Below are 12847 nucleotides of genomic sequence, written 5' to 3' on the forward strand. Positions count from 1 at the left end.
AATTACCCATGCGTTTTCTTATTACTTAACGTAAATGTTCTTCAACTAGCTTAACAATGTAATAGTTCTTTTAGTGTTTTTACATTTTGATGATATATTTGTGGAGAAGACCAATTTTTGTAGTCGTTAGGTAATGGAATAGTTTCGATCTCGTTGTTTTTTTGTGCAATTGCAGTTAAGTTATGTATATAATCGATTACTTGTAAGAAATTGATCTTTGTACCAATCGAACCATGCCCTGATATGGCTATATCAATATCCATACTTTCAACCTCTTTTAAAATATGAATCCAACTTTGTGGATTTGATTCTTCGAAAAATGTGGGATGGCAATCAACAAATAATAAATCACCCATGAATATTATTTTATCTTCTGGAATATAAAGCATAGCATCGCAAAGGGAATGCCCGCCGCCTAATGTGAAAAGCTTTGCACTACGTTTCGTTCCACGGAAAATGACTTCATCTTTAAATGATTGTTGTGGTAGTACTAACTCTAGTGTAGGTAATGAGATTTCTAACTCACTTAAAAAATTGATTTGATGTTCTAAGTTAATATCATAAGTTTGAGTTACTTGGTCCTTTAAAGAGCGAATATAATTTCTTAGACCATGAATATCATTTTTTTGTTTAGTGATCCGTGATGGATGAATAGTCTTCATTTTGTCATATGTAATTTGGCTTGAAATAATAGTGCTATCCTTAAACGTTTGGTTACCTCGAATGTGGTCTCCGTGCCAATGACTGTTTATCACCCATGTAACGGGCTGATTTGTTATAGTTTCTGCTGCATATTTTAAATCTTCGGCAGCTTGTTGTGTATTAAATGTATCAAAAACAATGGTTGTATCCCCTAAATCAATAAAACCAGCATTTGCTGCAGCACCGCCACCTTCTTTTGCAATTGCCGCATATATCCCGTTACGAATTTTTTCGAGTCTAAAGTGTTTGCTATCAAATTCTTCATTCATTTTCTTCTCTCCTTAAGAGTGTTAGTTATTTGGATTCTACTGCCTTTACAAGGCGGATAAACCAGTACAAAAAAATCCATGGAAGAATGTACAAAGTTGAAAATGACAATAGAGACGAAAGAAACCCGTGAGCATCAACGCCTATGATTGGAAGTAGGGAATAGATGAGCAACAAAAAGAAAACAGATAGTAAAATTAGATAAAGGGGTTTTGGATATGTAGTCATTTCTTTTTTAACCTCCTTAAAATTCCCGTGTGGACGTACTTCTATATATTAACAATTTCCTCCTCTCTAATATTGATTTTTTTATAATGTTTTTGATAAAATAAGAACGAATGTTCTTGTGAGGTGAGAAAGATGCGCGAAATGTATCCGAAAAATGGCCGCGTCATTTTGCATGTTGATATGAATTGTTTTTATGCATCTGTTGAAATCGCACATGATGCATCGTTGCAAGGTAAAGCGTTAGCGATAGCTGGGGATGCGAAGGAACGGAAAGGAATTATTGTAACGTGCAGTTATGAAGCAAGGGCGAAGGGAATTCGTGCGACAATGCCTGTTTGGGAAGCAAAACGATTATGTCCGGAACTTGTTATAAAACATCCAAACTTTGAGTTATACAGAGAGGCTTCTTTTGCTTTGTTTCAAATTCTTGCGCGGTTTACAGAAAAAATCCAACCTGTTTCAATCGATGAAGGGTATTTAGATATTACAGATTGCTATGGGCTCGGTTCACCGTTAGAAATTGCTCAAATGATTCAACAAACATTACTAACAGAATTACAGCTTCCATGCAGCATTGGGATTGCTCCAAACTTATTTCTAGCCAAAACAGCCTCTGATATGAAAAAGCCGCTAGGTATTACAGTGCTTCGTAAACGTGATGTACAAGAGCTTCTTTGGCCGCTTCCAGTTGAAAAGATGCATGGGATTGGGAAGAAAACAGCAGAAAAATTAAAAGATGTACATATACATACGATTGGTGACTTAGCCGTTGGAAAAGCTCATATTATTCGTTCTGTGATTGGAAATCATGGGCTGGATTTGCAAAAACGTGCAAATGGCATAGACAATAGAGATGTTGATCCAAGTCAAATGGGACAATACAAAACGATCGGAAATTCTATAACGTTGCCAAAAGATGTGGACGAAGAGAAGGAATTGCTAGATATGTTAGAGCGCTTGTCTCAATCTGTGAGCCGAAGATTACAAAAACGTGCTCTCGTTACATATAATATTCAAATTATGATTAAATACTATAATCGCCGAACGATTACGCGCAGTAAAATGTTAGAAAATGCAATTTGGGAATCACCAGATATTTTTCAAGCAACAATAAGGCTATGGAAAAAACATTGGGATGGTGACCCTGTGAGATTACTTGGCATTACTGCCTGTGAATTAGAATGGAAAACAGAAGCGATTAAGCAGCTTGATTTATTTTCTTTTGAAGAAGATGCGAAGGCAGAACCGCTTTTGACAGTGATGGAACAACTAAATAGTAAATATGGTACGAAGGTTATTCAGCACGGCAGTCAAGTGTTTCGACAACAAGAGAGAACATTTCAGCAGAATTTAGAGAATAAATTTATATGAAACATTAATATGTAATAGCATTTGCTATAGAAAAATCTCGCAGGAGGTATCTTCTGCGAGATTTTAGAGACAATAAAATTTTTCTTAAGAAACATGATAAGTTGTTGTTAATACTTTTTAAATTCACTTTTAACGAGCGGTAGGGAATACTCTCTTAACGGCTTCATTAAATTCTTCAACTAACCCTTCTACTGGCTCGCCTCGCTTGATTTTTTCTGCATAGTCCCTCATCCGATTGGCAAAATCAGGGTTTGACGATACAAATACATTTCGAATATCTGGATCTGTAGCTCTTACTTGATCGGCAATTTTCTTTTCTAGCTGATCTGTTATGTTTCCTTGTACTCCATTTTTTAAGACAACTGCAACATAGGCATTGTTGTTTGTAACGATGACATTTGCCTGGTCGACTTCATCTAATTCAGCAATTCGGTCAGCGGCCTTATTAGCCACTTCTAGTCGTGTTTGGTTGTTATCATTTATACGATTATTTCTATCGTTTTGAATACCAGCATTGTTGCCTTCGTATCGAACATTTTGCATTGCATTATCTTTACGATTGTCCAAAGCTTTTTCTTTTTGATTTCCTGCGCATCCAAACAATGAAATAATTGATAGAAAAAATACAACAAGGATGTTTATTTTTTTCATATATGCTCCTCCTTACTCAATTTTATATTTTAAAATGACCAATTCTTTGGTTTTTATGCGTAAATCATGGAAGAATCATATGAAAATAAAGTGAAACTTCCATCAGTGGGGGGGCATACTGACCGTTAATGCGGGATAATTTAAAGGTACTATTATGTGGAAGAGATTGAATACTTTGAAGTACACTGAGAAAGGCTGGCAAAATGCCAGCCTTTCATATTTAAAATTAAGCTAAGAGCTTGTATATAAAGTCTTCTCTTCAGCGTACAATACATTTTTAAGCTTTACTTAATCCACAATCGTTATTAATTTTGATTCCATTACTTCTTTTGTTTATTTGGAGTTATTTCATTACCAAATTCCACATTTGCCAAATTTAAATTGTTTGGCATAACTGTTCTTGTTGTATTTTGAAGGCCTCGAAAGAAACGTTGAGCCGGCCGCATCATATTGAAGTTTCGGCGTGCTGCTAAACCAAAAACTGTTCCTATACCTAGTAAAGAAATCCAAATCCAATTTCGAGTGTTTCGTCTATTTCTAAACAATCGGAACACTTGCTGAGTTCCTCTTCTAAAAGCGAATAATGATATGAACCATCTTAGAATATTCATGTTCGACTCCTTGTAGAAAAATTTATGAATAGATATTAAGCTCCATTCTACATGATTTATATTGCGAAATTTATGGAGATTTATGATGGCAACTTATGTTAATGTATTTTCCAGAATATAAAAAGAAAAGCTTCGTATAATAACAGAAGCTAATGTAAAGACAATGAGGTGATTACATACATGCCAATGTTGGATGTGGACGGTAGCAGCCTATACTATACGGTAAAGGGACAAGGGATTCCTATTGTTTTTATTCATCCTCCTGTACTTACTTCTGTAAATTTTGAGTACCAAGTAGAAGAATTATCTCAAAAGTTTCAAGTTGTTACTTTTGATATTAGAGGTCACGGAAGAAGTCAGTATTCAAAACAATCGATAACTTATCCATTGATCGTTGAAGATATTAGATGTTTATTGGATTATTTGAACATCAAAAGAGCATTTATATGCGGGTACTCAATTGGAGGTTCTGTCGTATTGGAATTTTTGTTGCATTATGCGGATAGGGCCTTAGGGGGTATTGTAATCGGAGGGATATCAGAAGTAAAGGATAACTATCTAAGGAATAAAATTTCTTTAGGTATAACACTTGCAAAAGCACGAGCTATTCATGTTCTAACATTGTCCATTGCATGGAGCAATTCGAATACACAGAAATTATTCGTAAAGATGTTTAAAGAAGCGCGAAAAGGAAATGCGAAAAATATCGAACAATATTATCGTTATAGTTTGCATTATAATTGTACAAGTCAACTTAGAAAGATTAAGCTTCCTGTTTTGTTAGTTTATGGTAAGGAAAATAAACCATTTTACAGTTATGCGAAGCTACTGTATGAAAAATTGCCATGTAATAAATTAAATTTTATTGATAATGTAAAGCATCAGATTCCCACAAAAGCAGCGAAGGATTTAAATGAAATGATTAAGCAATTTGTAACAATACATAACAATTGATAGGAATTTTGTATTTATCCCGCATTAACGGGCAGTAAGACCCCCACCTCAAGATGCAGAGAAAAGTAAAGAAGATAGGTGGGGGATGAAGAAAACCCCCACTGATGGAAGTTTTACTTTATCACTCATATGCTCCTTATCTTCTACATTACTTAACATATTTATGTGATATATAAGTATAACGTTTGTGGAAGATTAACTTTTACGGATTTTTCAAGATGATAAATCCGTGATTTATATGCATCATAATTCAAAAACGGCGCCTGTCTATGTACTTCATTTTGTATTTAAACAAGTCGTTTTGCTTATTCATCCCAACATAAAAAGGTATCGGAAGCCGATACCTTTTTATGTTTTAATACGTAAACATATTATGACATAGAAGGACTTTCGTAAATCACAATGTCTGTATTAGTTGGCGTAGAAATACGCTGTGCATAATATGTGATGGAAGAAGAGATGTATTCTGGTACCGCTTGAATTGTATGCAATGCTATATACTCATGAATTAATTCTTTTAATGTAGACCATTGTAATTCTGCTGGTGTTTCAGAGATAAATGAACTTACCCAGCGATCAAAAGAAGAAGAAAAGTCAGTTTGTAAACGAAATAATTCTTTCATTGTTTCAGCCACCTTGTATAAATAATAGTATTATTTTACTACAAAAAACGAACGAGTGTGAATTTTTTTGTAATGAATGTTCGTATTATATAGTTGTCTAGATAAGTGGTTTATACAAAGTTTATTTGCCATTTTTGTTTATATTCCGTAAGATAGCGATAGATATTATGAAATGCTTGGAGGATGCAACGTGGAATTTGTATTTTTAGGAACGGGAGCTGGTGTTCCTTCAAAGGGAAGAAATGTATCAGCGATAGCTTTGCAATTATTAGAAGAACGAGGTGCAACGTGGCTATTTGACTGCGGTGAGGCAACGCAGCATCAAATTTTACATACATCAGTGCGTCCGCGTCGCATTGAGAAAATATTTATTACGCATTTACATGGGGATCATATTTTTGGATTGCCAGGTTTGTTAGGCAGCCGTTCTTTTCAGGGGGGAACAACTCCGTTAACTGTATATGGCCCAAAAGGGATTAAACAGTTTGTTGAAGTAGCGTTGGCAGTGAGTACAACACATGTAAAATACCCGATAGAGATTATAGAAATTACCGAAGAAGGTATTGTATATGAAGATAAGCAATTTCTTGTGGAAACGAAACGATTGTCACACGGCATTGAATGTTTTGGCTATCGTATTGTAGAAAAGGATATTCCAGGGCATCTTCTTGTAGATAAACTATTAGAGGAAGGAATTAAACCGGGACCAATCTTTAAGCGGTTAAAGGATGGAGAAACAGTAGAGATTGAGGATGGGCGTATACTTTGCGGAAAGGATTTCATTGGACCACCTCAAAAGGGACGAATTATTACAATTTTAGGAGATACACGTTATTGTGAAGCGAGTATTGAATTAGCACAAGATGCTGATGTACTTATACATGAAGCGACGTTCGGTGCCGAAGATTCACAGCAAGCTTATGATTATTACCATTCTACAACACAACAAGCGGCAAATATTGCGCTGCAGGCAAATGTAAAACAAATGATTTTAACTCATATTAGCTCTCGTTATCAAGGTGAAGCATGTAAAATGCTCGTCGAAGAAGCGAAACAAGTATTTCCAAACACGGAAATCGCAGCGGATTTGAAAAGTTTTCCTGTATCAAGATAATGAAAAAACCATGACAGAGATAACGGATGTATCTGTCATGGTTTTTTCATTGTATCGTTTTCGTAAAATAGAGAAGAACTATTAACGGTAAAATACTATCGAACTGAATGTATGAAAAGTTTGTGCTTAATTTGAAATATTAAAAAGTTTAAATTCCGTAAAAAAAGAGATATAATGAAAGCGTCTTCAATATATTTGTACGTTATAAATTTAGGTTTTGTTTGTTTTTGTAAAAAAATGAAATAAATCAAGAAGTGACAAGATGATTCTTATATATTATGATAGCTGATGGTGTGTATCAGTTTATTGAATTGATTCTATAAATTTATTAGTACAAATAGAAAAACAAAAAAGCAACAGGTTAATAGATTATTAGTAAATAACTTTTTCATAATGAAGATTTAGGGGGAACTATTATGAAATATCGCTCAGTTTTTGATATTATTGGTCCAGTTATGATTGGTCCATCTAGTTCGCATACTGCAGGTGCAGCAAGAATGGGGCAAGTTACTCGTCAGCTGTTCCGTCATGAACCTGAGAAAATTATCATTTCTTTATACGGTTCGTTTGCGAAAACGTATCGAGGTCACGGTACGGATGTAGCGCTTGTTGGAGGAATACTAGGATTTGAAACGGATGATCCTCGTATTCCACAAGCACTTGAAATTGCAAAAGCAAGTGGAATTGACGTTACATTTATTGAAGAAGAAGCACAAGCAGTGCATCCAAATACAGCGAAAATTCGTTTGTACAAAGATGAGGATGAAATTGAAGTGGTTGCTTGCTCAATCGGCGGTGGGAAAATTGAAGTTGTGGAGCTAAATGGATTTGATTTGCAATTAACAGGCACAAGTCCGGCGCTCCTTATCGTAAATAATGACCGTTTCGGAGCAATTGCTTCTGTTACATCTATTCTTGCAAAGCACGAAATCAATATTAGCATGATGAGTGTTTCACGTAAGGAAAAAGGAAGAAAAGCATTAATGGTTATTGAAACGGATGAATTGTTAGCAAATGAAATAATCGAGGAAATTAAAGCGCAGTCAAATATTTGTCAAGTAACAATTATGGATTAATAGCAGGGGGGACACAACATGTTTCGGAACGTAGCGGAACTGGTTGCACAAGCAGAAGAGAAAAATGTAAAAATCGCAGAGATTATGATTCAATGTGAAATGGAAACAAGAAACCTTTCTCGTGAAGAAGTAATCGCTGGTATGGAAAAAAATTTAGTTGTAATGGAAAAAGCAGTTGAGCGCGGAATTCAAGGCGTAAAATCTCCGACTGGACTGACTGGTGGAGACGCAGTGAAAGTACAAGCGTACATGAAAAGCGGAAAAGGGTTGTCTGGGGATACAATTTTAGATGCGGTAAGTAAAGCTGTCGCAACGAATGAAGTAAACGCTGCTATGGGTATTATTTGTGCGACGCCAACAGCTGGTTCAGCTGGGACAGTACCAGGTGTGTTATTTGCGCTAAAAGAAAAATTAAACCCAACACGTGAAGAAATGATTGAATTTCTATTTACAGCTGGTGCGTTTGGGATGGTTGTAGCTAACAATGCTTGTATTGCTGGAGCAGCTGGTGGGTGCCAAGCGGAAGTTGGTTCAGCAAGTGGTATGGCAGCGGCAGCAGCTGTTGAAATGGCTGGAGGTACACCACAGCAGGCGGCAACAGCGATGAGTATTGCGCTTAAGAACATGCTCGGTTTAGTATGTGATCCTGTTGCAGGACTTGTAGAGGTACCGTGTGTAAAACGTAACGCAGCTGGTGCATCAAATGCGATGATTGCAGCTGATTTATCATTAGCTGGTGTAACGAGTGCCATTCCATGTGATGAAGTAATTGAAGCAATGTACCGCATCGGGCAATCGATGCCAAGTGCGCTTCGTGAAACAGCAGAAGGCGGTCTTGCGGCAACGCCAACGGGGCGTCGTATACAGGAAGAAATTTTTGGGAAGAAAAGTGAATAAGAGAAAAACCTTGCTTACTCAGCGAGGTTTTTTTATTTTTCATTTACAAATTTCTCTAACGTTTCACCAAGCTCGTGAGAACGTTTTGTTGCTTCTGTAATACATTGAATAAGTGCTTCTTGAAATTGAAAGCTTTTCAATACTTCAATGCCAGCTTCCGTCGTTCCTCCTGGTGATGTAATTTCTTTTCGTAATATAGAAGGGTGCTTTGTATTTGTTTTTAACATCTCTGCGGCACCAATCATTGTTTGGAGAATAAGTGATTTTGCAACAGTTTCCTCTAGGCCGATTTGTTTTGCGGCATTTTCCATCGCTTCGACAACGTAATAAATATAAGCTGGTCCACTTCCTGACAAAGCGGTGACAGCGTGCATGTGCTTTTCTTCTACAACAGAAACAAGACCAATTGTTTCAAAAAGCGTTTTTGCAAGCATGATATGTTCTTCTTTTGCGTGAACAGAAGGAGAAATAGCAGTAGCGGATTTTAAAATCGTCGATGATGTATTTGGCATTGCCCGGATGATAGGAACATTTTTTTGTAATAAATTAGTAATGGATGTCGTAGATACACCTGCTAATAATGAAATGATTAATTGATTCTCTGTAATGTAATCTTGTAATGGAGTAAGAGCCTCCACAACATCTTTTGGTTTCATTGCTAAAAATATGATATCGGCATGAGCAAGCAGCTCTTTTTTATCATGTGTACCATGTACTCCGTAGCGATGATGTAACTCTTGCAGTCTTCTTTCATTAGAGCGGTTACTGACAGTAATTTGTTCCCCTTTTACAACGTGAGCTTGTAATAAGCCGGCAAGGGTGGCTTCGGCAATTGAACCTGCACCGATAAAAGCGATTTTTTGTAGTGACATGATGAGTCCTCCTTTTACTATGTATATGAGAATAACTTATAAATTTACATACATTCGGTTCTTTATAGAAAATCCCTCCTTTTTATCTGAAAATAATGACAAATATTTATGTAAGATGTAAACTGAAGGAAGATTCATTTTTTGAAACGGAAAGAAAGAGGGGGCGAATATGTATGACAGTCATTCATCGAATGGAAATTCCTGTTCCATTTGCAGTTGAAGTAGTCAATGTTTTTTTAGTAGAGGGAGAGACACTCACATTAATTGATACAGGAACAAATACAGAAGAAGCGAGACTTGCACTGGAGAAGCAACTAGGTGCGTTAGGATATCAGATAGAAGATATTGAAACGGTTGTTCTTACACACCATCATGCAGATCATTGCGGATTATTGGATATATTTTCTGAACGAACAAATATTGTTGGACATCCGTGGAATGAACCGTGGATTACACAAGATCCGCAATTTCTAAAGCGTTATCAACAGTTCTTTTTAGAAGCATCTGTGCAATTTGGGGTTCCAGAAGTCTTGTTACCACAAGGTGCATTGTTAACGAAAACACTGATTTATTCTTGTAAACGTTCGCTTACACATACTGTACGAGAAGGAGATAGTATTGCTTCTTTACCGGAGTTTACGGTGATTGAAACACCGGGGCATGCCTCTACTCATATTTCTTTATACCGTGAAAGAGATGGGTTGTTAATTGGCGGGGATGCGCTGATTGGACATATTTCTTCTAATCCAATTCTAGAGCCGCCATATGAGGGAGAAACAGAACGAGCACAACCGATGCTGCAGTACAATGAAACATTAAAGCGTTTAGCTCGTATGAATATTTCACGTGTTTTATCAGGGCATGGAGAAGATGTTCTTGATGTAAAAGGGCTGGTAAATGAGCGATTACAAAAACAAGGGGCAAGAGCTTTTAAAGTATTAAATTTATTAAAAGAACAACCGATGACAGCATTCGAGGTGTGTGTCAAACTATTTCCTACGTTATATGAAAAGCAGTTGCCGCTTACAATCTCTGAAACAGTTGGACAATTAGACTTTTTAGCATATAATCAACAAGTGATGATTGATAAGTCATCAGAACAATGGATTTACTATGCAAAGTAGGTGACAGCCATGAGCCGACGTTTACAAGACAAAGTAATCGTCATCACAGGAGCTTCAAGTGGAATTGGAGAAGAGCTAGCGATGCAAGTAGCGGAGCAAGGTGCAATCACTGTACTAATTGCTCGTACAGAAGAAAAACTGCGAGCGCTCAAGCAAAAAATTGAAACAGCATATCGTACTTCTTGTCATTACTATGTTTTGGATGTTAGTAATGAAGAAGAAGTGGAGTTTGTTTTCACACAAATACTTCATGATATAGGACGTATTGATATATTAGTCAATAATGCTGGTTTTGGCGTTTTTAAAACATTCGTTGATGCATCGGTACAAGAAGTAAAGGATATGTTCGATGTAAATGTATTCGGTTTAGTAGCATGTACGAAGGCAGTTTTGCCTTATATGATGAAACGAAATAGCGGGCATATTGTGAATATCGCTTCACTAGCAGGGAAAATTGCAACGCCAAAATCAAGTGCATATGCAGCAACAAAGCATGCAGTATTAGGGTTTACAAATAGTTTGCGCATGGAACTTGCAAATACAAACATAACTGTAACAGCAATTAATCCAGGTCCAATTGATACAAACTTCCATACGATAGCAGATCAATCTGGTACATACGTAAAAAGTGTCGGACGTTACATATTAAAACCAAACTATGTAGCGCAGCAAATTGTAAAAGCAATCGAAATGAAAAAGCGTGAAGTGAATTTACCCAAGTGGATGAATTTAGGACCGATTATTTTTTCATTGTTTCCAGGGTTATTCGAGCGTGTAGCTGGAAAATCATTAAGTAAAAAATAGGAGATTCTCTTTTGAGAATCTCCTATTTTTTACTTAATTAAATTGTCTATTGCTGATTTTAGTTCAATATTTTTTTGTAATAATATCTCTCTTTAAGATAACGTAATATATTCGTATACGACATCCTCTATCGCCTCATACAAATCAATCTCTGTATTACTAGAAAGTATGTTTTGAATACGTTTTATAAGCATTTTATAGTCTTCTTGTGAAGTTGGCGTACATTGATATTGTTGAAAACTTTTTGTAATCATTTTTTGGATTAGTTTTTCATTCATGATTTTTCCCACCTACATGTATATATGTATTGTTTTTATTGTACTTGAATTAGAAAAGAAAGTCTCTATTTTGTTTGTTTGCATAAAAATTCACCTAATTTGAAAGTTTTATTAGTAAAATGACTTTTAATATAGGTTTTTATTATTTGAAAATTTATAAATATTTAATTGACTCTATAAATATACAATATTATAATCATAATTAAATCTAAAAGGTAATGAGGAGGAATTATGAAAGCGGCAATTATTGGGGCAACTGGATACGGAGGACTTGAGCTTTTACGGTTATTAACACATCATCCAAGTTTTACAGTGACATCGGTACATTCTTTTTCGCAAATTGGAGACGTCATGACAACACCTTATCCCCATTTATCTACTTTTGTTTCTCACACATTAGCAGAAGTAGATGTTGAAGGAATTGCAAAAGAAGCAGATATTGTATTTTTAGCAACACCGGCTGGGGTGTCAGCAAATTTGACTCCAAGTTTACTAGAAGCGGGTATGAGAGTTATTGATTTATCAGGAGATTTTCGAATTCGAAAGCCATTTATATATGAAGAGTGGTATAAAAAAGAAGCTGCGAAAGAAGAAGTGTTACAACAAGCTGTGTATGGATTAACGGAGTGGAAAAAAGGTGAGATCGCAACAGCAAACTTAATTGCGAATCCAGGATGTTATGCAACAGCAACATTACTGGCGGCAGCTCCTTTAGTAAAAAACGGAATAATTGAAGTGGATTCACTTATTGTTGATGCAAAATCAGGGGTTTCTGGAGCTGGAAAGACACCAACAAGTATGACGCATTTCCCAGAAATTCACGATAATTTATACATTTATAAAGTAAATGAACATCAGCATGTTCCGGAAATTGAGCAAATGCTACAAGAGTGGGATGAGAGCATGAAACCAATCACATTTAGTACACACCTTATTCCGATTACAAGGGGAATTATGGTAACACTCTATGCAAAGGTAAAGCAAGAGATAACAGATGTTACACTTCAGCAAATTTATGAAGAGAGTTATTGTCACTCACCGTTTGTAAGAATACGAGAAAAGGGAGTTTTTCCAAGTCCGAAAGAAGTAAGGGGATCTAACTTTTGTGATATCGGAACAGCTTACGATAAGCGGACGGGACGAATTACGATTGTAGCAGTCATTGATAATGTAATGAAGGGTGCAGCTGGGCAGGCTGTACAAAATGCAAATATATTGGCAGGAGTGAAAGAAACGGAGAATTTACACTTTATGCCGCTATATCCGTAAGGGGGA

Annotated in this window: 14 protein-coding genes; 8 read left to right on the forward strand and 6 right to left on the reverse strand. The window is 36.1% G+C overall.

Going from position 1 to position 12847, the window contains the following annotated elements; genetic code table 11:
- Nucleotides 1-50: 50 nt before the first annotated feature.
- On the reverse strand, nucleotides 51-971 hold the full coding sequence (locus ACTDJC_RS03040; protein ID WP_440602614.1) for an MBL fold metallo-hydrolase: 921 nt from the start codon (nucleotides 969-971) through the stop codon (nucleotides 51-53).
- Between the two features lie 358 nt (nucleotides 972-1329).
- Between ACTDJC_RS03040 and ACTDJC_RS03045 the strand changes: the two genes are divergently transcribed.
- Nucleotides 1330-2568 (forward strand): DNA polymerase IV, encoded by a 1239-nt coding sequence (locus ACTDJC_RS03045; protein ID WP_098310617.1) that lies wholly within the window; start codon nucleotides 1330-1332, stop codon nucleotides 2566-2568.
- A 129-nt stretch (nucleotides 2569-2697) separates the two neighbouring features.
- Here ACTDJC_RS03045 and ACTDJC_RS03050 read toward each other — a convergent pair whose 3' ends face one another.
- On the reverse strand, nucleotides 2698-3219 hold the full coding sequence (locus tag ACTDJC_RS03050) for a YhcN/YlaJ family sporulation lipoprotein (RefSeq protein WP_440602615.1): 522 nt from the start codon (nucleotides 3217-3219) through the stop codon (nucleotides 2698-2700).
- A gap of 320 nt (nucleotides 3220-3539) precedes the next feature.
- The gene (locus tag ACTDJC_RS03055) at nucleotides 3540-3830 is read right to left on the reverse strand and encodes a hypothetical protein (RefSeq protein ID WP_440602616.1); all 291 of its coding nucleotides are present in this window, start codon (nucleotides 3828-3830) and stop codon (nucleotides 3540-3542) included.
- Between the two features lie 180 nt (nucleotides 3831-4010).
- Here ACTDJC_RS03055 and ACTDJC_RS03060 point away from each other — a divergent pair, with 180 nt between their 5' ends.
- Nucleotides 4011-4784: an alpha/beta fold hydrolase gene (locus ACTDJC_RS03060; RefSeq protein ID WP_440602617.1), complete on the forward strand. Its 774-nt coding sequence runs from the start codon at nucleotides 4011-4013 to the stop codon at nucleotides 4782-4784.
- A gap of 371 nt (nucleotides 4785-5155) precedes the next feature.
- Here ACTDJC_RS03060 and ACTDJC_RS03065 read toward each other — a convergent pair whose 3' ends face one another.
- Nucleotides 5156-5407 carry a DUF3932 family protein gene (locus tag ACTDJC_RS03065; RefSeq protein WP_440602618.1) on the reverse strand — a complete coding sequence of 84 codons (252 nt, stop codon included), beginning with the start codon at nucleotides 5405-5407 and terminating at the stop codon, nucleotides 5156-5158.
- Between the two features lie 190 nt (nucleotides 5408-5597).
- Here ACTDJC_RS03065 and rnz point away from each other — a divergent pair, with 190 nt between their 5' ends.
- From rnz to sdaAA, 3 genes are all read left to right on the forward strand, one after another.
- Nucleotides 5598-6521 (forward strand): ribonuclease Z, encoded by a 924-nt coding sequence (gene rnz, locus ACTDJC_RS03070; protein ID WP_440602619.1) that lies wholly within the window; start codon nucleotides 5598-5600, stop codon nucleotides 6519-6521.
- A 416-nt stretch (nucleotides 6522-6937) separates the two neighbouring features.
- Complete coding sequence (sdaAB, locus tag ACTDJC_RS03075; protein WP_098310623.1) at nucleotides 6938-7597, forward strand: L-serine ammonia-lyase, iron-sulfur-dependent subunit beta; 660 nt, start codon at nucleotides 6938-6940, stop codon at nucleotides 7595-7597.
- A gap of 18 nt (nucleotides 7598-7615) precedes the next feature.
- Entirely contained in the window at nucleotides 7616-8494 is an 879-nt protein-coding gene (gene sdaAA / locus ACTDJC_RS03080; protein ID WP_098310624.1) for an L-serine ammonia-lyase, iron-sulfur-dependent, subunit alpha, read from the forward strand.
- A 32-nt stretch (nucleotides 8495-8526) separates the two neighbouring features.
- Here sdaAA and proI read toward each other — a convergent pair whose 3' ends face one another.
- Nucleotides 8527-9366: a pyrroline-5-carboxylate reductase ProI gene (gene proI / locus ACTDJC_RS03085; RefSeq protein WP_098310625.1), complete on the reverse strand. Its 840-nt coding sequence runs from the start codon at nucleotides 9364-9366 to the stop codon at nucleotides 8527-8529.
- A gap of 173 nt (nucleotides 9367-9539) precedes the next feature.
- Here proI and ACTDJC_RS03090 point away from each other — a divergent pair, with 173 nt between their 5' ends.
- A complete protein-coding gene (locus ACTDJC_RS03090; protein ID WP_098310626.1) occupies nucleotides 9540-10490 on the forward strand; it encodes an MBL fold metallo-hydrolase in 951 nt (316 codons plus the stop codon).
- Between the two features lie 9 nt (nucleotides 10491-10499).
- Nucleotides 10500-11294 (forward strand): SDR family oxidoreductase, encoded by a 795-nt coding sequence (locus ACTDJC_RS03095; RefSeq protein WP_440602620.1) that lies wholly within the window; start codon nucleotides 10500-10502, stop codon nucleotides 11292-11294.
- A gap of 92 nt (nucleotides 11295-11386) precedes the next feature.
- On the opposite strand, the gene ACTDJC_RS03100 is transcribed toward ACTDJC_RS03095, so the two are convergent.
- Nucleotides 11387-11572 carry a YqzH family protein gene (locus tag ACTDJC_RS03100; RefSeq protein ID WP_098310628.1) on the reverse strand — a complete coding sequence of 62 codons (186 nt, stop codon included), beginning with the start codon at nucleotides 11570-11572 and terminating at the stop codon, nucleotides 11387-11389.
- A 231-nt stretch (nucleotides 11573-11803) separates the two neighbouring features.
- Between ACTDJC_RS03100 and argC the strand changes: the two genes are divergently transcribed.
- Nucleotides 11804-12841 carry an N-acetyl-gamma-glutamyl-phosphate reductase gene (gene argC / locus ACTDJC_RS03105; protein ID WP_440602621.1) on the forward strand — a complete coding sequence of 346 codons (1038 nt, stop codon included), beginning with the start codon at nucleotides 11804-11806 and terminating at the stop codon, nucleotides 12839-12841.
- Nucleotides 12842-12847: the final 6 nt, after the last annotated feature.

The sequence above is a fragment of the Bacillus sp. GB_SG_008 genome (assembly GCF_052038115.1).
Lineage (GTDB): Bacteria > Bacillota > Bacilli > Bacillales > Bacillaceae_G > Bacillus_A > Bacillus_A rhizoplanae.